Genomic DNA, 22,005 nt, shown 5'->3' with positions numbered 1-22,005 from the left:
TCACTTACTGGCGGCTCGTACTGAGCTGGTTAATGCTGTGCACACACAAACAAGCAATTCCATTTGTAATGTGCCTCCCTGGCAGTTTCATCCGGAACCCGGACGAAAGTAAAAATGCATATGAGTTGCACTAAAAAAGCGACTCACATTGTTCCGTTATAATGCCTGAAGTAGATCACAGAATATATCTTCAGGAATCGCATATCTATTAAGTTACTCACTCTTTTGTATTTATGACATGCGCGTGTTTGTATAAATGTAAATGTGAGTCCTTGTTCCACTCTCGTGCAGCATCGCTGGTCATACGCGAACACGTACAAACAGCAATGGTGAGGCGGCATCAAGAGCAGGGATCCGTCATTTATGCGAGCATTTTACCCCAAAAACCTTTTATTTATAAGGGTCATTGCGAATTATCTGATGCAAAGTTATGTTATGTTAGGCAAAGTAATCTTCTATTATTAATAAGCACAACAAAACCTTTTTGAATATTAAATAATAATTAATTAGCATCATCCTCATTCATTAATCCCGCTTAACAATAGTTTCACACCTTGCACCCATTACGACACCTCGGAAATCATCACGCTGTTAAACTCTCCGTAATGCGGAAATATCATCATCACGATTCATTAGTGAATTCTTAAACGAGGCATTTTCAAACAATTATCTTACAGATAAAAAAACCACACTCACAATTAAGAATCAGAACAATTCACTACATAACATTAATTACTAAGCATATACATCTCATTATTTTGCCATTATTAAGTTATTAACAGCACAATCAAGCCTTCCCCTCTGGCAAAATCTTATTCTGCAGACCTTCAAAACACCGTCCTGGGGGAGTACATTGTTCTAAGCTGACTTCCACGGCAGGGAGTGGCGATAACAGCAAAAAAGGTCAAGATTCATGTCCCCCATTGAAAAATCCAGCAAATTAGAGAATGTCTGTTACGACATCCGTGGTCCGGTGCTGAAAGAAGCAAAACGCCTGGAAGAAGAAGGTAACAAGGTACTGAAACTGAACATCGGCAATCCTGCCCCGTTCGGTTTTGACGCGCCAGATGAAATCCTCGTTGACGTGATTCGCAACCTGCCTACCGCTCAAGGGTATTGCGATTCCAAAGGGCTTTACTCCGCGCGTAAAGCCATCATGCAGCACTACCAGGCTCGTGGCATGCGTGATGTTACCGTGGAAGATATTTACATCGGCAATGGTGTATCGGAGCTTATCGTTCAGGCAATGCAGGCATTGCTGAACAGCGGGGACGAAATGTTAGTTCCTGCGCCTGATTACCCTCTTTGGACTGCGGCGGTTTCGCTATCCAGCGGTAAAGCGGTGCATTATCTTTGCGATGAATCCTCTGACTGGTTCCCGGACCTTGATGATATTCGCGCTAAAATTACGCCTCGTACGCGTGGAATCGTTATTATCAACCCAAATAACCCAACCGGCGCAGTTTATTCCAAAGAGCTTTTAATGGAGATTGTGGAGATTGCGCGTCAGCATAATCTCATTATCTTCGCCGATGAAATTTACGACAAAATTCTCTATGACGACGCCGAGCATCACTCAATTGCCGCGATGGCACCAGACCTGCTAACCATAACCTTTAACGGACTGTCGAAAACGTACCGCGTTGCGGGCTTCCGTCAGGGTTGGATGGTGCTGAACGGGCCGAAAAAACACGCTAAAGGTTACATCGAAGGTCTGGAAATGCTGGCTTCGATGCGCCTGTGTGCTAACGTTCCGGCGCAACACGCCATTCAAACCGCGCTGGGCGGTTATCAGAGCATCAGTGAATTTATTACACCCGGCGGGCGTCTTTATGAACAGCGTAACCGTGCGTGGGAATTGATCAACGATATTCCGGGCGTTTCCTGCGTGAAACCGCGCGGTGCGCTGTACATGTTCCCGAAAATCGACGCTAAACGCTTTAACATTCACGACGACCAGAAAATGGTGCTGGATTTCCTGTTGCAGGAAAAAGTCCTGCTGGTTCAAGGGACAGCATTCAACTGGCCGTGGCCGGATCACTTCCGCATTGTCACACTACCACGTGTTGATGATATCGAGCTGTCTTTGAGTAAGTTCGCGCGTTTCCTTTCTGGTTATCATCAGCTGTAATCTTAATTTCACTGCCGGAGATTGCATCCGGCAGTGTTATCCCGCCACAATGACCTGATGATGTCATCATACGTAAGGTCACTATGAAACAGAGCCATTTTTTTGCCCATCTCTCCCGCCTGAAACTCATTAACCGCTGGCCGCTAATGCGCAACGTGCGGACGGAAAATGTGTCCGAACACAGTTTGCAGGTAGCGATGGTCGCCCATGCGCTGGCAGCTATCAAAAATCGTAAATTTGGCGGTAATGTCAACGCCGAACGTATCGCTTTACTGGCGATGTACCACGATGTCTCAGAAGTTCTCACCGGCGATCTCCCTACTCCGGTGAAATACTTCAATTCGCAAATCGCTCAGGAATACAAGGCTATTGAAAAAATCGCTCAGCAAAAACTGGTCGATATGGTTCCGGAAGAGCTGAGGGATATCTTTGCGCCGTTAATTGACGAGCATGCATACAGCGATGAAGAGAAATCTCTGGTGAAACAGGCAGATGCACTGTGTGCATATCTGAAATGTCTGGAAGAACTCGCGGCGGGAAATAATGAATTCTTGCTGGCAAAAACGCGACTGGAAGCGACGCTTGAAGCGCGCCGCAGCCAGGAGATGGACTACTTCATGGAAGTCTTTGTTCCCAGCTTCCATCTTTCGCTCGATGAGATTAGCCAGGATTCACCGCTGTAAGCAGCCGGAGTCTGCGTCGCATCAGGCAATAAGCGCCGGATGCGACATCAGGCTCTTGTCAAAACGGAAACAGCATCGGGATCATCACCACACAAACCGCCATCACGATAATAGTGAACGGTACCCCCAACTTCACAAAGTCACTGAAGCTGTAATTTCCCGGGCCTAAAACCAGTGTGTTAACAGGTGAAGAAACCGGTGTCATAAAGGCGGCGGATGCTGCCATCGCCACGACCATCGCAAATGGATAAGGCGACACACCCATCGTTTTGGCAGCAGCCAGCGCAATCGGAGCCATCAACACCGCCGTTGCGGTATTAGAGATAAATAGCCCAATAACCGCCGACAAGACAAACAAACAACCCAGCATCATATGTGGCCCGTAACCGCCGCCGATGTCCATCAGCCCTTTCACTGCCAGCGCGACACCTCCCGTTTTCTGTAATGCCACAGCAAACGGCATCATCCCAACGATCAAAATAATGCTCGGCCAGTGAATGGATTTATAGGCGCTTTCAGCATCGATACAACGGAATTTCCCCATCAGCAGGCAGGCGATGATAGCGGCAACAGGATTAGGGATTTCATCGGTAAGCATTAACGCTACCATCAACACCAGGCAAAAAATGGCATGAGGTGCCTGACTGTGTGCTGGCGATGCTTCACTCACTTCTTCTGGTAAGTTCAGCGCCACAAAGTCACGCCCCTGTTTTGCCAGCATACCGATCAGTTTCCAGTTACCCACAACCAGGATGATATCGCCCAGCAGCAGAGGCTCATCCGCCAGCGAACCTTCCAGCGCCACGCCATTGCGCTTTAGCCCCACCACATTCAGTCCGTAACGGGTACGAAAACCAATTTCGCGCACCGATTTGCCAATAAGTTCTGACTCAGGAATTAATGAAATCTCTGCCATGCCCACATCAAGGGCTTGATCAGAAAAATACTCGCCGCGCAGTACCATCGGCTCCAGCAATTGCTCACTACAGAATTGCCGGAGATCGACATCAGCCGCAGACATATCAATAAGTAAAACGTCACGCGCGCGAAATTCAGAAACCCCGTTAACATTCACGATAACGCGACGAAAACGCCGCCAGCGTTCAACACCGATGACGTTAGCACCATAACGCTCACGTAATTTGAGATCATCCAGCCGTTGACCAATCATTGGCGAACCGGGGCGAATAGCCAGGCGACGCGCACGCCCGGTAAGTCGATATTCACGGATAAGATCGCGAAAAGTTCGACGCGTCCAGCCTTCGCGTTGCGGAGTTTGGGTATCCCCTTTCAGCATGAAACGCATCACTAACATATACAAAATACCCAGCACCAGCACGACCAGGCCAATAGGTGTTACGCTAAAGAAACTAAAACCATGATAGCCTTCACGCAGCAATTCACTGTTGACTACCAGGTTCGGCGGCGTCGCCACCAGCGTCATCATGCCGCTTATCAGCCCGGCAAAACTTAACGGCATCATCAGGCGCGACGGCGACGTTTGCATACGCATGGCAACGCTTAACACCACGGGAATAAAGATAGCGACAACGCCGGTTGAACTCATAAACGCGCCAAGCCCCGCGACGGTCAGCATCAACAAAACCAACATTTTGATTTCACTGTTGCCTGCCACTTTGACCAGCCATGTCCCCATTACGGTGGCAACACCGGTACGGACCAAACCATCGCCAATAATGAACAAGGCGGCAATCAGGACAACGTTAGGATCGGAAAAGCCGGAAAATACTTCGGGGACCGTCAGCGTTCCGCTTAATGCAAACGCGACAATAACAAACAAAGCGACCGCATCCATACGCACTCTGCCCGTCGCAAACAAGACGATGGCAACGGCCAGTAATGAAAGAACCCAAATCAATTCACCGTTCACAACTTATCCTTGTTAATTGAGGGGGATGACTTGATTCTGCCATAAAAAAGCCCCGACGAGACGGGGCTAAATCATGATCAGGTGTTTCACTGAATAATAACATCACCATTTGGCTGTTTGATCACAGTAATTTGCTCCAGACTGTGGAGGACCAAATCGACCTCATTCAGGCGCGGGGTATCTGTCGGAGCGTTAACTGCAATCACATGGCAACCCGCGGCCAGGCCGGAAAGCACGCCAGCGGGAGCATCTTCCACCACCACACACTCTTGCGGCGCAAGCCCCAACAACTGCGCGCCTAAGAGATACGCATCAGGCTCTGGTTTTCCGCGCTTCACCCGCTCAGCGGTCACAAACACCTCTGGCGCGGGAAGTCCGGCTATTTTGTGGCGCGCTCGCGCTACGGGCATGGAGCCAGACGTCACAATGGCCCATGGAATCCCCACTTTATTCAGATGATTGAGTAAAGCGACTGCCCCCGGAAGTGCGGTAATACCTTCGGTTTCCGTGGCCTCGATTTGCTCCAGACGCGTAAATTCGGCAGCAATGTCTGCCTCGGATTTGCCCACCATAAAATGGCGCAAAGAGGTGATGGCCTGTTTACCGTGAATGAAAGCCAGCACCTCTTCCGGCGCTAACCCATGACGTCTGGCCCAGTTGCTCCACGCCCGTTCTACCGCAGGCAGGGAGTCCACCAGCGTTCCATCAAGATCAAACAGAAAACCTTTGCACCGCACATGGGCCTCCTCAGGCGTTGATAATTTGATTAATTTCGTTGGCGCTCAGATGGTACTGACGCGGGCAGGCATGCCACACATTAAGCATACGCTGATATTTTTCCCACATTGGCGTCTGGGCGTTAAAACCGTGAGTCCCGGCGTCAAAATGGGTATAGCGCCCCTCCACGTTAACCATAAAACGCACATAACCGAGATAACGAGCTTCGGTGGCGGCGTCAAAGCCAAGGAAGGTGACACGACGTTCATCGATGGACTGCTGGTCCTGCAAATTAGACCAGGAAACATGCAACGCATGATACATCTCCATAATGTCGATGATAGTGCGGCAGGTTTCTTCTTTCAGCTCGCCAAACTCGCGATCCAGTTCACGCATCTGTAATCCATAACCACGCTCAATGATTGTTTGCAGGCGACGGTAACGTTCAGCATTTGCCGGATCAAGCATAGTCATCATTTTGTACTGGTTAGACAAAATAAGACGTTGCGCGTTGGTCATTTCCATTGTTGACTCCTGTATCACTCTACTACGGTGAAAAAAAAGAAGGCTGAGTATGCCTTCTTTTATATGCGTAATCAGGGGTCAATTACAAATCATCAAGGAAAGTTTTATCCAGTTGTTTGAAGGCGCGCTTAAGCGTGTCAGCTAATGCCTGGTAATCAGGCTTACCTTCAACGGGTGCCAACACCTGTCCAGACTCCTGCAATTTACCGCGAACTTCATAAAACCAGTTAAGGATTGCAGGAGGTAATGGCGTTACAGAACGCTTGCCCAGCCACCATAGTCCTTGCATGGGTAAACTTAAGGCGAACAGCGCAGTGGCAACTGCCGGGCCCAGCTGACCGCCCAGGGCAATCTGCCAGCAGAGAGTAAATACGGCGATTGGCGGCATAAAACGGATCGCATAGCGCGTCATCTTGATAACGCGATTTTCGACAAAGACCGGGGCAAGGCGTTTTTCCAGCGGCCACGTCTTTGAGTAATGCTGTCCCCGGCGAAACAAGCTAAAAAAATTAACAGAACGATTATCCGGCGTTGACATGCTTCACCTCAACTTCACATATAAAGATTCAAAAATTTGTGCAAATTCACAACTCAGCGGGACAACGTTCAAAACATTTTGTCTTCCATACCCACTATCAGGTATCCTTTAGCAGCCTGAAGGCCTAAGTAGTACATATTCATTGAGTCGTCAAATTCATATACATTATGCCATTGGCTGAAAATTACGCAAAATGGCATAGACTCAAGATATTTCTTCCATCATGCAAAAAAAATTTGCAGTGCATGATGTTAATCATAAATGTCAGTGTCATCATGCGCTACGCTCTATGGCTCCCTGACGTTTTTTTAGCCACGTATCAATTATAGGTACTTCCATGTCGAGTAAGTTAGTACTGGTTCTGAACTGCGGTAGTTCTTCACTGAAATTTGCAATCATCGATGCAGTGAATGGTGAAGAGTACCTTTCTGGTTTAGCCGAATGTTTCCACCTGCCCGAAGCACGTATCAAATGGAAAATGGACGGCAATAAACAGGAAGCGGCTTTAGGTGCAGGCGCCGCTCACAGCGAAGCGCTCAACTTTATCGTTAATACTATTCTGGCACAAAAACCAGAACTGTCTGCGCAGCTGACCGCTATCGGTCACCGTATCGTACACGGCGGCGAAAAGTATACCAGCTCCGTAGTGATCGATGAGTCTGTTATTCAGGGTATCAAAGATGCAGCTTCTTTTGCACCGCTGCACAACCCGGCTCACCTGATCGGTATCGAAGAAGCACTGAAATCTTTCCCTCAGCTGAAAGACAAAAACGTTGCTGTATTTGACACCGCGTTCCACCAGACTATGCCGGAAGAGTCTTACCTCTACGCCCTGCCGTACAACCTGTACAAAGAGCATGGCATCCGTCGTTACGGCGCGCACGGCACCAGCCACTTCTATGTAACCCAGGAAGCGGCAAAAATGCTGAACAAACCGGTAGAAGAGCTGAACATCATCACCTGCCACCTGGGTAACGGTGGTTCCGTTTCTGCTATCCGCAACGGTAAATGCGTTGACACCTCTATGGGTCTGACCCCGCTGGAAGGTCTGGTAATGGGTACTCGCTCTGGCGATATCGATCCTGCGATCATCTTCCACCTGCACGACACTCTGGGCATGAGCGTTGACGCAATCAACAAAATGCTGACCAAAGAGTCTGGCCTGCTGGGTCTGACCGAAGTCACCAGCGACTGCCGTTATGTTGAAGACAACTACGCGACAAAAGAAGACGCGAAGCGCGCAATGGACGTTTACTGCCACCGTCTGGCGAAATACATCGGTGCCTACACCGCGCTGATGGATGGTCGTCTGGACGCTGTTGTATTCACCGGTGGTATCGGTGAAAATGCCGCGATGGTTCGTGAACTGTCTCTGGGCAAACTGGGCGTGCTGGGCTTTGAAGTTGATCATGAGCGCAACCTGGCTGCACGTTTCGGCAAATCTGGTTTCATCAACAAAGAAGGCACCCGCCCTGCTGTTGTGATCCCGACCAACGAAGAGCTGGTTATCGCGCAAGACGCCTGCCGCTTGACCGCCTGATTCCACACCGCCAGCTCAGCTGGCGGTGCTGTTTTGTAACCCGCCAAACCGGCGGTAACGAAAGAGGATAAACCGTGTCCCGTATTATTATGCTGATCCCTACCGGAACCAGCGTCGGTCTGACCAGCGTCAGCCTTGGCGTGATCCGTGCAATGGAACGCAAAGGCGTTCGTCTGAGCGTTTTCAAACCTATCGCTCAGCCGCGTACCGGTGGCGATGCGCCCGATCAGACCACGACTATCGTGCGTGCGAACTCTTCCACCACGACAGCCGCTGAACCGCTGAAAATGAGCTACGTTGAAGGTCTGCTTTCCAGCAATCAGAAAGATGTGCTGATGGAAGAGATCGTCGCGAACTACCACGCTAACACCAAAGACGCTGAAGTCGTTCTGGTTGAAGGTCTGGTCCCGACACGTAAGCATCAGTTTGCCCAGTCTCTGAACTACGAAATCGCTAAAACGCTGAACGCGGAAATCGTCTTCGTTATGTCTCAGGGCACTGACACCCCGGAACAGCTGAAAGAGCGTATCGAACTGACTCGCAACAGCTTCGGTGGTGCAAAAAACACCAACATCACTGGCGTTATCGTTAACAAACTGAACGCACCGGTTGATGAACAGGGTCGTACTCGCCCGGATCTGTCCGAGATTTTCGACGACTCTTCCAAAGCAAAAGTAAACAATGTTGATCCGGCGAAGCTGCAAGAATCCAGCCCGCTGCCGGTTCTCGGCGCGGTGCCGTGGAGCTTTGATCTGATCGCGACCCGTGCGATCGATATGGCTCGCCACCTGAACGCCACCATCATCAACGAAGGCGATATCAACACTCGTCGCGTGAAATCTGTCACTTTCTGCGCACGCAGCATTCCGCACATGCTGGAGCACTTCCGTGCCGGTTCTCTGCTGGTAACTTCCGCAGACCGTCCTGACGTACTGGTTGCAGCTTGCCTGGCTGCCATGAACGGCGTAGAAATCGGTGCCCTGCTGCTGACTGGCGGCTACGAAATGGACGCGCGCATTTCCAAACTGTGCGAACGTGCTTTCGCTACCGGCCTGCCGGTATTTATGGTGAATACCAACACCTGGCAGACTTCTCTGAGCCTGCAGAGCTTCAACCTCGAAGTTCCGGTTGACGATCACGAGCGTATCGAGAAAGTTCAGGAATACGTTGCTAACTACATCAACGCTGACTGGATTGACTCTCTGACTGCCACCTCTGAGCGCAGCCGTCGTCTGTCTCCGCCAGCCTTCCGTTATCAGCTGACCGAACTGGCGCGCAAAGCGGGCAAACGTATCGTGCTGCCGGAAGGCGATGAACCGCGTACCGTTAAAGCAGCCGCTATCTGTGCTGAACGTGGTATCGCAACTTGCGTACTGCTGGGTAACCCGGCTGAGATCAACCGCGTTGCAGCATCTCAGGGCGTAGAACTGGGTGCTGGCATTGAAATTGTCGATCCAGAAGTGGTTCGCGAAAGCTATGTTGGCCGCCTGGTTGAACTGCGTAAGAACAAAGGCATGACCGAAACCGTTGCCCGCGAACAGCTGGAAGACAACGTGGTTCTCGGTACGCTGATGCTGGAACAGGATGAAGTTGACGGTCTGGTTTCCGGTGCTGTTCACACCACCGCAAACACCATTCGTCCGCCGCTGCAGCTGATCAAAACTGCACCGGGTAGCTCCCTGGTATCTTCCGTGTTCTTCATGCTGCTGCCGGAACAGGTTTACGTTTACGGTGACTGTGCGATCAACCCGGATCCGACCGCAGAACAGCTGGCAGAAATCGCGATTCAGTCCGCTGATTCCGCCGCTGCCTTCGGTATCGAACCGCGCGTTGCAATGCTCTCCTACTCCACCGGTACTTCTGGTGCAGGTAGCGACGTAGAGAAAGTTCGCGAGGCAACTCGTCTGGCGCAGGAAAAACGTCCTGACCTGATGATCGACGGTCCGCTGCAGTACGACGCTGCGGTAATGGCTGACGTTGCGAAATCCAAAGCGCCGAATTCTCCGGTTGCTGGTCGCGCTACCGTGTTCATCTTCCCGGATCTGAACACCGGTAACACCACTTACAAAGCGGTACAACGTTCTGCCGATCTGATCTCCATCGGGCCGATGCTGCAGGGTATGCGCAAGCCGGTTAACGATCTGTCCCGTGGCGCACTGGTTGACGATATCGTCTACACCATCGCGCTGACTGCGATTCAGTCTGCACAGCAGCAGTAATCTCGTCATCATCCGCAGCTTTGCGCTGCGGATACCTGAACCGGAAATAGTCACTATTTCCGGTTTTTTATTCTCTTAATTTGCATTAATCCTTTCTGATTATCTTGCTTAACTGCGCTGCATCAATGAATTGCGCCATCTCACTTTGCATACTTACCACTTTGTTTTGTGCAAGGGAATATCTGCGCTATGTCCGCAATCACTGAATCCAAACCAACCAGAAGATGGGCAATGCCCGATACGCTGGTGATTATCTTTTTTGTTGCTATTTTAACCAGCCTTGCCACCTGGGTAGTTCCGGTGGGGATGTTTGACAGTCAGGAAGTGCAGTATCAGGTTGATGGTCAAACAAAAACACGCAAAGTCGTAGATCCGCACTCATTTCGCATTCTGACTAACGAGGCGGGCGAACCTGAGTATCACCGCGTGCAACTGTTCTCGACGGGTGATGAACGCCCGGGCCTGATGAATTTCCCGTTTGAAGGATTAACCTCAGGATCGAAATACGGGACAGCCGTTGGCATCATCATGTTTATGCTGGTGATTGGCGGCGCGTTTGGCATCGTGATGCGTACAGGAACCATTGATAACGGCATCCTGGCACTTATTCGGCATACACGCGGGAATGAAATTCTCTTTATCCCTGCCTTGTTTATTCTCTTTTCACTTGGCGGCGCGGTATTTGGTATGGGGGAAGAGGCCGTCGCCTTTGCCATTATCATCGCACCGCTAATGGTCCGGCTGGGCTATGACAGTATTACCACCGTCCTGGTGACTTATATCGCCACGCAAATCGGTTTTGCCAGTTCGTGGATGAACCCGTTTTGTGTGGTTGTTGCTCAGGGGATCGCTGGTGTTCCGGTGCTTTCTGGCTCCGGTTTGCGCATCGTGGTATGGGTAATCTCTACTCTGATTGGTCTGGTCTTCACTATGGTGTACGCCTCGCGGGTGAAAAAGAATCCGCTGTTGTCACGCGTTCATGAGTCCGATCGTTTCTTCCGCGAAAAACAGGCGGATGTAGAACAGCGTCCATTTACCTTTGGTGACTGGCTGGTATTGATTGTTTTAACCGCCGTCATGATCTGGGTAATTTGGGGCGTTATCGTCAATGCCTGGTTTATTCCAGAAATAGCCAGCCAGTTCTTCACGATGGGGCTAGTTATTGGCATCATCGGCGTTGTTTTCCGCCTAAACGGTATGACGGTTAATACCATGGCTTCATCCTTCACCGAAGGGGCGCGAATGATGATCGCCCCTGCCCTACTGGTGGGTTTCGCCAAAGGGATTTTGTTGCTGGTCGGTAACGGTGAAGCGGGTGATGCCAGTGTGTTAAATACCATTCTAAACAGCATTGCCAATGCCATTAGCGGTCTGGATAACGCAGTTGCAGCCTGGTTTATGTTGCTCTTCCAGGCGATATTTAATTTCTTCGTGACATCCGGTTCTGGTCAGGCGGCGTTAACCATGCCGTTACTGGCACCGCTTGGCGATCTGGTCGGTGTTAACCGTCAGGTTACCGTGCTGGCGTTCCAGTTTGGTGATGGCTTCAGTCACATCATTTACCCGACCTCAGCTTCGTTAATGGCAACGCTCGGTGTTTGTCGGGTGGACTTCCGTAACTGGCTGAAGGTGGGCGCGACACTGCTTGGACTGCTGTTTATTATGTCCAGCGTCGTGGTTATCGGCGCTCAGTTGATGGGCTACCACTAAAAATGTTAAGAGCCGCAATTGCGGCTCTTTTTTCATTCTGCCGTTTCAGTCTCTACGGCTTCATTTTTGGCATTGCGCTTCATCCACAACGCCAGCGCTTTCAGCGAGTCTGGAGTGAACTCATCGCAGCGTGCGGTGATTTCTTCCGGCGTCAGCCAGCAAACTTCACTGACTTCATCTTCCTGTAGGGCGAAGGGACCGTGCGAGACACAACTGAATAACGCGCCCCAGACACGGCAATTTTTATCTTCGAAATAGAACTGCCCGTGCTCGGCAAAGGGGACACCGGCAATGCCCAACTCTTCTTCCGCTTCGCGACGCGCGGACTCCAGCAATTGCTCATCGGCCTGGACCACACCGCCTGCGGTCGCATCTAACATGCCGGGTAAAAAGTCTTTTGTCTCGGTACGACGCTGGACCAGAATTTTGCCCATGCCATCATGCACGACGATGTAAGTTGCACGATGACGCAGACACTGTGCCCGCATTTGTTCCCGGCTGGCTTGTGCAATGACTTCATTCTCTTCATTGACAATATCCACCCATTCAGTACTTGCCAAACGACGCTGTTCCATTATCAGGAAACCTTCTTTTTCTGGCGCTCTTACGGCGCATTTTGAGTTGTGGGTAAATTACGGATTAATCGCGACCTGCGCAATGATACTTTGATCATTGAGTGCGATTACACTCAGTACGTCATTATCCAGCATGCCATAACTCGCCGGATTACCGCCTTTCGGAATACTCACCGAGCCGGGGTTGAAGTGGAATATCTCCCCCCGCTGTTCTGCCACTGGCAGATGGGTATGACCGTAAACCAGCACATCGTTCTGGTTTAAAGCGGGCAGATTTTCCGGACCAAATAGATGACCATGCGTCAAAAACAGACGTTGTTTTTCCAGTAATACCTGTTGCCACGGCGCGGTTATCGGGAAATGCAGCAGCATTTGGTCCACTTCGCTGTCGCAGTTACCGCGCACAGCGATAACTTTATGTGCCACTTCATTAAGTCGTTCAGCGACTTTGGCTGGCGCGTAACCCTCAGGTAAAGCATTACGCGGGCCGTGATTCAACACATCGCCAAGGATCACCAGCCACTGGGCACCGCTTTGGGCAAACAACTCCAGAACACGTTCCGTCGCCGGTAACGACCCATGAATGTCCGATGCAAACATCAGTTTCATCACTCACTCCTCGTCGAAAAAACGTAAGCTATGATACTGGATTCTGTCGTTGCTATCAGCCAGATTGCTTCGCCGAAAGTGCAATAAAACGCTGGACAGACGCTCGCTGCCACTGGAATGTTGCATAATCCACCAGGCGTTCTGGCACCTCATCGCCATGTAGTACCAGGCGGTTAATCATTAGCGCCAGATCAGTATCAGCAATGCACCATTCACCAAATAAATTCGGCTGACCCAGTGCTAACAAATGTTCTGCCATCGCGAACAGTTTCTCTGCACTGGCTTTTCCCTCCGCCGTTAATGGCGCTTTTTTCGCACCCGCAAAGACAACATCCGTCGGACGTTCTTCGCGGATGGGCATCAGATCGCTACGCAGCCAGGCCTGAATCTGTCGTGCACGCGCACGATTTTCTAAATCAAGCGGATAAATGCGTTCCCAGGTCGGTGGCGCAAATCGATCTTCCAGATACTCCGCAATGGCAGAAGATTCACTCAACTCAAAATCATCGATTTGTAATAACGGCACACGGCGTGTCTGACCGTAACCTTGCCACGTCGGCTGCAAATGTTCACCGCTGTCGAGGTCGATGGTCTTGATATGAAACGACAGGCCTTTTTCCTGCAACGCCACCCAGGCGGATAACACATAAGGGGAGAAGAAATGGGCATCTGACCAAAGCGTGATAGCGGGTTTACTCATTATGTCCTCGGCAATAAAGGGGGGGGCTAACTATCAAACTATAGAGCCTTTTTGTCACTGTCACGTGACGAATACTCACGCAAGTCGCCGCGCTTTCTATACTTGTGGTGTTCAGATGATTAGACAACCGGAGCTGCAATGATCGATCTCTATTTCGCCCCGACGCCAAATGGTCACAAAATTACGTTGTTTCTCGAAGAAGCAGGACTGGATTATCGCTTGATTAAGGTAGACCTGGGGAAAGGTGGCCAGTTTCGCCCGGAATTTTTGCGCATTTCGCCTAACAACAAAATTCCGGCAATTGTTGATCATTCCCCAGCCGATGGCGGCGAACCGTTAAGCCTCTTTGAGTCCGGGGCCATATTGTTGTATCTGGCGGAGAAAACGGGACTCTTTTTGAGTCATGAAATGCGTGAACGCGCCACCACATTACAGTGGCTATTCTGGCAGGTAGGCGGGCTGGGGCCGATGCTTGGGCAAAATCATCATTTTAATCACGCTGCACCACAAACCATTCCTTACGCTATTGAACGTTATCAAGTTGAAACTCAGCGTCTGTATCACGTGCTGAACAAGCGGCTGGAAAACTCGCCCTGGTTGGGCGGAGAAAACTACAGCATTGCGGATATTGCCTGCTGGCCGTGGGTTAATGCCTGGACTCGCCAGCGCATTGACCTCGCAATGTATCCTGCAGTTAAGAACTGGCATGAGCGGATCCGTTCGCGCCCTGCCACCGGGCAGGCACTGCTAAAAGCACAACTCAGTGATGAGCGTTCGGATAGTTAACAGAAACAGGTTCTCGTGTATTATTTAATCCTAAGTAAAACAACGGAGAACCTGCAATGGCACAACCTGCCGCTATTATTCGTATAAAGAACCTTCGTTTACGTACGTTTATCGGAATTAAGGAAGAAGAAATTAACAACCGTCAGGATATTGTTATCAACGTGACGATCCACTACCCCGCCGATAAAGCGCGCACCAGCGAAGATATCAACGATGCGCTGAATTATCGCACCGTAACGAAAAACATTATTCAGCACGTAGAGAATAACCGTTTCTCTTTGCTGGAGAAATTAACTCAGGATGTGCTCGATATCGCACGTGAACATCACTGGGTAACGTATGCTGAAGTAGAGATCGATAAACTGCACGCGCTGCGCTACGCTGATTCGGTATCCATGACCTTAAGCTGGCAGCGTTAACCGCCATATCGGGAGGCTGCATGAACATAGTGATCACCGGAGGGACGGGATTAATTGGTCGTCATTTGATTCCGCGTTTGCTGGAGCTGGGCCATCAAATCACGGTAGTGACGCGTAACCCGCAGAAAGCCAGCTCCGTTATCGGCCCCCGGGTGACACTATGGCAAGGGCTTGCAGATCAAAGCAACCTCAATGGCGTTGATGCGGTAATCAACCTGGCTGGAGAACCGATTGCCGATAAACGCTGGACTCACGAGCAAAAAGACCGTCTCTGCCAAAGCCGCTGGAATATCACGCAAAAACTGGTCGATTTGATTAATGCCAGCGACACGCCGCCGTCGGTACTCATTTCCGGCTCGGCAACGGGCTATTATGGCGACTTAGGTGAAGTGGTGGTTACCGAAGAGGAACCGCCGCATAACGAATTTACCCATAAACTCTGCGCTCGTTGGGAAGAAATTGCCTGTCGGGCGCAAAGCGACAAAACGCGTGTGTGCCTGCTGCGTACCGGCGTGGTGCTGGCACCGGACGGCGGGATCCTCGGTAAAATGCTGCCGCCGTTTCGTCTTGGCCTGGGCGGGCCGATTGGCTCCGGTCGGCAGTATCTGGCCTGGATTCATATTGATGATATGGTCAACGGCATTCTCTGGCTGCTGGATAACGAGCTGCGCGGGCCATTTAATATGGTTTCGCCCTACCCGGTACGCAATGAACAATTTGCCCATGCGCTCGGTCATGCGCTGCATCGCCCGGCCATTTTGCGCGTCCCCGCGACCGCTATTCGACTGTTAATGGGCGAATCTTCAGTACTGGTATTAGGTGGACAACGAGCATTGCCTAAACGGCTGGAAGAAGCGGGTTTTGCGTTTCGCTGGTACGATGTAGAAGAGGCGCTGGCGGATGTTGTTCACTGATGTGGTGTACTGCAAACATCCGCCAGTTAATTCCCGGTGTTACAGGATTAGTGGCTTTGCGCGATAAGGTCGTCTGGTGAAAGTCGGGTCAGCGTCAGGATGACTTCGTGGTCAAATCCTTTTTCCAGCATCTCCTGAGCAATACGCAGAGCTTCTTCGTGTTTGCCCTGCATTGCGCCTTCTTCACGTAATCTGTCAGCAATGGTCATCAGTTTCTCCTTTTCTTGTGGTGCGCGTTCTGTTATCTCACCAATAAATGCACGGAAACGCTGGGCATCTCCCGTTTGTAATACATAATTAAACAGGGCTTTTAGCTGTCTGTCATTAGTGTTCCCTGTAACTAGCAGCGAAACAATTTGGTCGACTAATCCCAACAGATCGCGCTGACGAATATGTTTCTGAATTAACTCCAACAGCGCCATTTTGCGATGTTGCATAATCTCGTCATCCGGCACCACGGTAATATCCACCAGCGGAAAAGCCGATGAATATATTTTGCGGGCTATAGCAGGCTCGGCAAATTCATCAAGCCAGCAGAGTGAATAAGGATAAGGACTTCTGCAACCATGATAAAACAGCATTGGGATCACCAATGGAAGCTCTTTATAGCCTGCATCCAGATGGTTTTGCATCGCCGCAATGGAATAGCGCATCATGCGAAAAGCCATTAATTCCTCTGGCTTACTTTGGTGCTCTATCACCACATAAATATAACCCGCTCCCTCCTGCGTTTTCACAGACCACAAGAGGTCGGAATAATATTGCCGCAGGTCTTCATCAATAAAACTGTTTGGTTCCAGTTTGAGCGTCGTTAAATCACACAGTTTGCGCAGCGGCGCGGGAAGATGAATATCAATAAAATCCCGCGCGGTGTCTGGATGGCGTAAAAAAGATTTAAATACCGCATCATGCGGCGTGGAAGTTGTCGATATTGTCATGGCGTTCCGTCACCCCTCAAATTTAAGATGACGCGACAATAACCACGATTTACACCTAATGCAGCAGGCAGTTTTTATCTTTGGACAGCGAATTCAGAAGTATTTTTAGCGGGCTGCAACTTTTACATTTCAGCGGAAGCTGACTCGCAAATTTCCCTTGAAAATACTCCGGCAGCGTTAGCCACCGGAGGGGGAATTATTTCAGCGATCCCTTAAGGAACTGTTGCAGACGAGGGCTTTGCGGGTTGCCAAATAACTGCTCCGGCGCGCCTTCTTCCTCTATTTTCCCCTGATGGAGAAAAATGACGTGAGTAGAAACATGGCGAGCAAAGCCCATTTCGTGAGTCACCACTACCATGGTTTTTCCCTCTTCTGCCAGTTGCTGCATTATACGCAGCACTTCGCCTACCAGTTCAGGATCGAGCGCCGAGGTGGGTTCATCAAACAGTAGAACTTCCGGTTCCATTGCCAGCGCCCGCGCGATAGAAACACGCTGTTGCTGACCACCGGACAGATGCACCGGGTATTTCCCCTGCGCACGTTCGTCTATCCCGACTTTCGCCAGATACTTCACCGCCCGCTCGCGCGCTTCCTGCTTGCTCAGGCCTAACACCTGAATCGGCGCTTCCATGACGTTTTCCAGCACCGTCATATGGCTCCAGAGATTGAAGTGCTGGAATACCATCGTCAGGCGTGTGCGCAGTAAGCGCAGCTGATTTTTATCGGCGACTTTGAGTTGACCGTCTTTATCGCGCACCAGATTGATCGTCTGGCCGTTAACGACGATCGATCCTTCGCTCGGTTTTTCGAGGAAGTTAATGCAGCGCAGAAAGGTACTTTTCCCCGATCCCGACGATCCGATGATACTTATGACATCACCGGCATTCGCTTGCAGTGAGACCCCTTTCAGCACTTCGTGTTCGCCGTAGCGTTTGTGCAAATCGATAACGTTTAATTTATTCTCGGACATCGTATTCTCAGTGCGTTGAAGAAGGTTTCACATGCTGCAACCAGCGTTTTTCCGCTTTGCGGAACAGACTGATCAGGACATAAGAGATGATTAAATAGAGCACCGCGGCGATACCGAAAGCGGTAAAAGGTTGATACGTGGCGGCGTTAATATCACGGGCTATTTTCAGCAGATCCGGCACCGTGGCCGTAAACGCCAGCGCAGTAGAGTGCAGCATCAGGATTACTTCATTGCTGTAGGCCGGTAACGCAATACGCAGCGCTGAAGGCAAAATAATGCAGCGATACATTTTAAAGGTCGAAAAGCCATAGGCTCTGGCGGCTTCAATTTCTCCGTGCGGTACCGAACGGATTGCTCCGGCAAAAATCTCGGTGGTGTAAGCACAGGTGTTAAGCGTCAACGCCAGCACAGTACAATTCAGGCCACTGCGGAAAAAGGCGTTAAGGAACTCGGTACCCTTAACAATCTCCAGCGTGTACATGCCGGAATAGAACACCAGCAATTGAACATACAGCGGTGTACCGCGAAAAATATAGGTAAATAACCAGATTGGAAACTGGATGTATTTATTGCTGGAGACGCGACCAATCGCCAGAAACAGCGCCAGAACTCCACCTATCACAACCGACAAAATCAGCAACCAAAGGGTAATCGCCACACCGGTAAAGCGATAACCGTCGGTCCACAACAGCGGTTTCCAGTATTCATGTAAGATTTCGATCACAGGTCAGCCCTCTTCACACCCACGGAGTAGCGGCGCTCAAGGAACAGCAGCACACCATTGGAAACGGTGGTGAAAACCAGGTAAATCACGCCACAGACGATGGCGAAATAGAACGGTTCCCAGGTACTTTTGCCTGCCAGTTGCGTGGCTTTGACCACATCTTCCAGGCCGAGTAACGAAACCAGAGCGGTAGATTTGAGGATCACCTGCCAGTTGTTGCCAATGCCTGGCAGGGCGTAACGCATCATCGCCGGAAACATAATCCGCCGAAACACTTGCCCACGAGTAAAACCGAACGCCGTTGCCGCCTCTATATGCCCTTTTGGCACTGCCATAAACGCGCCACGAAACGTTTCGGTGAAGTAAGCACCGTAGATAAAACCGAGAGTGATAATACCTGCGACCATCGGATCGATATCAATCTGCCCGACGCCCATCGCCTCCGTCACCGTGTTTAGCGCAATCTGCAAACCGTAGAAAATCAGCAGCATCAACACTAAATCCGGCACGCCACGAATCAGCGTGGTATACCCTTCGAAAATCAGCCCCGAAAACCGATTTTGCGAGAGCTTACCGCCAGCGCCAATTAAACCGATGATTACAGCGAGCACTACAGAGCTGATCGCCAGCTCCAGCGTGACGAGCGCACCCTGTAAAATAACACCTGAAAACCCATACAACATGCTGCCTGTCCTGTCGTGTGTGGTGAATTACCGCCTCTTGTCTCCCTCCGGTTACCCGAAGGGAGCGGGCTTTCTTTCACCGATGGCGATTAACCACCATAAACATCAAAATCGAAGTACTTTTTCGCTAATTTCTCGTAAGTACCGTCAGCGCGCATTTCGGCAAAGGCTTTGTTCAGTGCCTCGCGCAATTCGTTATCTTCTTTACGCAGACCCATGCCGGTCCCTACGCCAAACAGTTTTTCATCTTTAACAGACGGGCCACCGAATTTGTAATCTTTACCAACGGGTTGTTTGAGGAAACCTTCGCTGGCGGCGACCTCATCCTGGAATGCGGCATCAATACGTCCGGCAGTCAGGTCAGAATAAATGTTGTCCTGCCCCTGATAAGAGACGATTTCAATGCCTTTTGGTGCCCAGTGTTCGTTACCGAACGTCTCCTGGGTGGTGCCCTGCAATACGCCTACGCGCTTGCCTTTCAGCGACTCGACTGTCGGCTGAATGTCGGAATTTTTCGCCACTACCAGACGAGAGTCGGCAGCGTACAGTTTGTCGGTGAAGGCAATTTCCTGCTGACGTTTTTCCGTAATGGAAAGCGATGACATGATGGCGTCAATCTTCTTCGCTTTTAAGGACGGGATTAACGCATCCAGCGGGTTTTCGACAAACGTACATTGCGTATTGATGCGTTTGCACAATTCCTTCGCCAGATCGATGTCGAAGCCAACCAGTTCACCTTGTGAATTTTTTGATTCAAATGGCGCATAGGTCGGATCGGTACCGATGCGGATGTTTTGCGGAATCGCAGCAAACGCCGCCGTTGCGCTCGAGAAGGCCAGAACCAGAGAGAGCGATAGCACCAGTTTTTTCATAATGTCCTCAACTGACAGTCTTTTTATAGGGAATATTTACAGGTTTGTTACACTTATCGTGCCATAAAATTGACCATCAAGGCAAAATATCCCGCCCCGTTAGACGTATTATTTTTCATTAAAAATGCTTAAGTATGCATTTTAATGCACCACGATAGTGCAACAAACCTGGCGTGCACCATGATCATTCCATCAGGTACAGCTTCCCTGCGACGTATCAGTCACCGTAGACATTAAAGTCGAAATACTTTTTCGCCATCTTGTCGTAGGTGCCGTCCTGACGCAGCTCGCCAAGCGCCTTATTAAACGCAGCCGTCAGTTCAGCATCATCTTTACGTAGCCCGACACCGGTGCCGTCACCGAAGTATTTTTTGTCTTTCACTGAAGGGCCTGCAAAAGCGAAATCTTTACCGGCAGGTTGCTTGAGGAAACCTTCGCTGGCAGCAACCTCATCTTGCAGAGCGGCATCCAGGCGTCCTGCAGCCAGATCGGAATAGACCAAATCCTGGTTAGCATAGGCCACCACATCGACACCCTTACTGCGCCAGTTATCATTGGCATACGCTTCCTGGGTTGATCCCTGCAGCACACCAACATGTTTACCTTTCAGTGAATCCAGCGTTGGCTGAATCGGTGAACCTTTGGCAGCAATCAGACGAGAGTCTGCGGCGTACAGTTTGTCGGAGAAGGCAATCTCCTGCTGACGTTTATCCGTAATGGAGAGCGACGAAATAATGGCGTCGATCTTTTTCGCTTTCAGTGAGGGGATCAGCGCGTCAAAGTCACTGGCAACCCAGGTACATTTCACCTGCATCCGTTTGCACATCTCGTTACCGAGATCGATATCAAAGCCAACAAAGTCACCTTTGGCATCTTTCGATGAGAACGGTGCATAGGTGGTATCCGTTCCGATACGTACCGTCTCCGGCAGTGCCGCGTAGCTGGAAGCTGCTGCGGAAATCCCGACTAACAAAGACAGAGCGAGAATCGACTTCTTCATACATAACCCTCAAGTGAAATGGCTTTTTTATATTGTGTATTGTGTTGTGTGTTTGCAGGCTCGTTCATGCAGGTCTTATGCCATCTTGACGACAACAGTAACATTCAACGTTAAATATGTTAATAAGACGTTGCATTATTGTCCTGAAGTTGAAGATAGCAGGTATGGCGGTTGGATCGCAGCGTTTAGATTGAATGGCAGGAACAAAATGTTGAGGATTTGATCGCGGTTGCAAAATTGCCCTGAAACAGGGCAACAGCGGAGTTATGCGCCCTGCCAGCGGGCAAAGAGATCTTCGGGTAGATTTATCGCAAACTGGTCAAGAACACGGTTAACCGTCTGATTTATCACATCATCAAGGGATTGTGGGCGATGATAAAATGCCGGAACGGGAGGCATAATTACCGCACCGATTTCTGCCGCCTGAGTCATTAAACGCAGGTGGCCTAAGTGCAACGGTGTTTCACGCACGCAGAGCACCAGCGGGCGACGCTCTTTCAGCACCACATCTGCCGCACGGGTCAGTAAGCCATCCGTATAGCTATGCACAATGCCGGACAGGGTTTTGATTGAACAGGGTAAAATCACCATCCCCAACGTCTGGAAAGAACCAGAAGAGATGCTGGCGGCAATATCGCGCGCATCGTGCGTGACATCGGCTAATGCCTGCACATCACGCAGGGAGAAATCCGTTTCAAGGGATAAGGTCTGGCGCGCCGCCTGGCTCATTACCAGATGCGTTTCGATATCTGTGACATCGCGCAGAACCTGTAATAATCGTACGCCATAAATCGCGCCGCTGGCACCGCTGATGCCCACAATGAGTCGTTTCATAAATAGTTGCCCTGTCAGACTTGCAGG

At 50.4% G+C, this 22,005-nt stretch carries 22 protein-coding genes; 8 read left to right on the top strand and 14 right to left on the bottom strand.

The genetic code is table 11. From position 1 onward, the window contains the following. The first annotated feature begins 913 nt into the window (after positions 1-913). Both alaA and yfbR read left to right on the top strand, forming a co-directional pair. Entirely contained in the window at positions 914-2,131 is a 1,218-nt protein-coding gene (alaA, locus tag FQZ95_RS18370; RefSeq protein ID WP_000074523.1) for an alanine transaminase AlaA, read from the top strand. Between the two features lie 83 nt (positions 2,132-2,214). Continuing rightward, positions 2,215-2,814: a 5'-deoxynucleotidase gene (gene yfbR / locus FQZ95_RS18365; protein WP_000813868.1), complete on the top strand. Its 600-nt coding sequence runs from the start codon at positions 2,215-2,217 to the stop codon at positions 2,812-2,814. Positions 2,815-2,872: 58 nt separating this feature from the next. On the opposite strand, the gene FQZ95_RS18360 is transcribed toward yfbR, so the two are convergent. The 4 genes from FQZ95_RS18360 to yfbV form a co-directional block, all read right to left on the bottom strand. Beyond that, positions 2,873-4,705 carry an SLC13 family permease gene (locus FQZ95_RS18360; RefSeq protein ID WP_001012899.1) on the bottom strand — a complete coding sequence of 611 codons (1,833 nt, stop codon included), beginning with the start codon at positions 4,703-4,705 and terminating at the stop codon, positions 2,873-2,875. Between the two features lie 86 nt (positions 4,706-4,791). Then, positions 4,792-5,442 (bottom strand): hexitol phosphatase HxpA, encoded by a 651-nt coding sequence (hxpA, locus tag FQZ95_RS18355; RefSeq protein WP_088541258.1) that lies wholly within the window; start codon positions 5,440-5,442, stop codon positions 4,792-4,794. 10 nt (positions 5,443-5,452) lie between these two features. After that, positions 5,453-5,947 carry a YfbU family protein gene (locus FQZ95_RS18350; RefSeq protein ID WP_000426124.1) on the bottom strand — a complete coding sequence of 165 codons (495 nt, stop codon included), beginning with the start codon at positions 5,945-5,947 and terminating at the stop codon, positions 5,453-5,455. 82 nt (positions 5,948-6,029) lie between these two features. Then, complete coding sequence (gene yfbV, locus FQZ95_RS18345; RefSeq protein ID WP_000106627.1) at positions 6,030-6,485, bottom strand: terminus macrodomain insulation protein YfbV; 456 nt, start codon at positions 6,483-6,485, stop codon at positions 6,030-6,032. Positions 6,486-6,822: 337 nt separating this feature from the next. Between yfbV and ackA the strand changes: the two genes are divergently transcribed. The 3 genes from ackA to yfcC all read left to right on the top strand — a co-directional run bounded on the left by ackA (position 6,823) and on the right by yfcC (position 11,954). After that, complete coding sequence (ackA, locus tag FQZ95_RS18340) at positions 6,823-8,025, top strand: acetate kinase (protein WP_000095712.1); 1,203 nt, start codon at positions 6,823-6,825, stop codon at positions 8,023-8,025. Between the two features lie 74 nt (positions 8,026-8,099). Next, positions 8,100-10,244 carry a phosphate acetyltransferase gene (gene pta / locus FQZ95_RS18335; RefSeq protein ID WP_000086716.1) on the top strand — a complete coding sequence of 715 codons (2,145 nt, stop codon included), beginning with the start codon at positions 8,100-8,102 and terminating at the stop codon, positions 10,242-10,244. Between the two features lie 189 nt (positions 10,245-10,433). Further along, positions 10,434-11,954, top strand: coding sequence for a putative basic amino acid antiporter YfcC (gene yfcC, locus FQZ95_RS18330; protein WP_032184700.1), 1,521 nt, complete (start codon positions 10,434-10,436; stop codon positions 11,952-11,954). A 32-nt stretch (positions 11,955-11,986) separates the two neighbouring features. Here the strand turns inward: yfcC and yfcD are convergent, their stop codons facing one another. The 3 genes from yfcD to yfcF are packed head-to-tail and all read right to left on the bottom strand — an operon-like array spanning position 11,987 to position 13,838. Further along, positions 11,987-12,529 carry an NUDIX hydrolase YfcD gene (gene yfcD, locus FQZ95_RS18325; RefSeq protein WP_000437935.1) on the bottom strand — a complete coding sequence of 181 codons (543 nt, stop codon included), beginning with the start codon at positions 12,527-12,529 and terminating at the stop codon, positions 11,987-11,989. 57 nt (positions 12,530-12,586) lie between these two features. After that, positions 12,587-13,138, bottom strand: a complete 552-nt coding sequence (gene yfcE, locus FQZ95_RS18320; RefSeq protein WP_000772452.1) for a phosphodiesterase — start codon at positions 13,136-13,138, stop codon at positions 12,587-12,589. A gap of 55 nt (positions 13,139-13,193) precedes the next feature. After that, positions 13,194-13,838, bottom strand: a complete 645-nt coding sequence (gene yfcF / locus FQZ95_RS18315) for a glutathione transferase (RefSeq protein ID WP_000042440.1) — start codon at positions 13,836-13,838, stop codon at positions 13,194-13,196. Positions 13,839-13,976: 138 nt separating this feature from the next. Between yfcF and yfcG the strand changes: the two genes are divergently transcribed. The 3 genes from yfcG to FQZ95_RS18300 are packed head-to-tail and all read left to right on the top strand — an operon-like array spanning position 13,977 to position 15,957. Then, positions 13,977-14,624: a GSH-dependent disulfide bond oxidoreductase gene (gene yfcG, locus FQZ95_RS18310; protein WP_000566496.1), complete on the top strand. Its 648-nt coding sequence runs from the start codon at positions 13,977-13,979 to the stop codon at positions 14,622-14,624. A 56-nt stretch (positions 14,625-14,680) separates the two neighbouring features. After that, a complete protein-coding gene (gene folX, locus FQZ95_RS18305) occupies positions 14,681-15,043 on the top strand; it encodes a dihydroneopterin triphosphate 2'-epimerase (protein WP_000068457.1) in 363 nt (120 codons plus the stop codon). A gap of 20 nt (positions 15,044-15,063) precedes the next feature. After that, a complete protein-coding gene (locus FQZ95_RS18300; RefSeq protein WP_160530492.1) occupies positions 15,064-15,957 on the top strand; it encodes a TIGR01777 family oxidoreductase in 894 nt (297 codons plus the stop codon). Between the two features lie 47 nt (positions 15,958-16,004). Here FQZ95_RS18300 and rpnB read toward each other — a convergent pair whose 3' ends face one another. The 7 genes from rpnB to ubiX all read right to left on the bottom strand — a co-directional run bounded on the left by rpnB (position 16,005) and on the right by ubiX (position 21,978). Then, positions 16,005-16,895, bottom strand: coding sequence for a recombination-promoting nuclease RpnB (gene rpnB / locus FQZ95_RS18295; RefSeq protein WP_032184703.1), 891 nt, complete (start codon positions 16,893-16,895; stop codon positions 16,005-16,007). A gap of 196 nt (positions 16,896-17,091) precedes the next feature. Next, a complete protein-coding gene (gene hisP / locus FQZ95_RS18290) occupies positions 17,092-17,865 on the bottom strand; it encodes a histidine ABC transporter ATP-binding protein HisP (RefSeq protein WP_001293612.1) in 774 nt (257 codons plus the stop codon). Positions 17,866-17,872: 7 nt separating this feature from the next. Beyond that, positions 17,873-18,589, bottom strand: coding sequence for an ABC transporter permease (locus FQZ95_RS18285; protein ID WP_000569957.1), 717 nt, complete (start codon positions 18,587-18,589; stop codon positions 17,873-17,875). Further along, positions 18,586-19,272 (bottom strand): histidine ABC transporter permease HisQ, encoded by a 687-nt coding sequence (gene hisQ, locus FQZ95_RS18280; protein WP_000965505.1) that lies wholly within the window; start codon positions 19,270-19,272, stop codon positions 18,586-18,588. Before hisQ ends, FQZ95_RS18285 begins: the two co-directional genes overlap by 4 nt. 89 nt (positions 19,273-19,361) lie before the next feature. Then, a complete protein-coding gene (gene hisJ / locus FQZ95_RS18275; protein ID WP_000737621.1) occupies positions 19,362-20,144 on the bottom strand; it encodes a histidine ABC transporter substrate-binding protein HisJ in 783 nt (260 codons plus the stop codon). Positions 20,145-20,361: 217 nt separating this feature from the next. Further along, positions 20,362-21,144, bottom strand: a complete 783-nt coding sequence (gene argT / locus FQZ95_RS18270) for a lysine/arginine/ornithine ABC transporter substrate-binding protein ArgT (protein ID WP_000748235.1) — start codon at positions 21,142-21,144, stop codon at positions 20,362-20,364. A gap of 264 nt (positions 21,145-21,408) precedes the next feature. Next, entirely contained in the window at positions 21,409-21,978 is a 570-nt protein-coding gene (gene ubiX, locus FQZ95_RS18265; protein WP_000825697.1) for a flavin prenyltransferase UbiX, read from the bottom strand. Between the last annotated feature and the right edge of the window lie 27 nt (positions 21,979-22,005).

The sequence above is a fragment of the Escherichia sp. HH41S genome, assembly GCF_009820115.1.
GTDB classification, from domain to species: domain Bacteria; phylum Pseudomonadota; class Gammaproteobacteria; order Enterobacterales; family Enterobacteriaceae; genus Escherichia; species Escherichia coli_F.
This window is presented reverse-complemented; position numbering and strand designations above follow the sequence as displayed.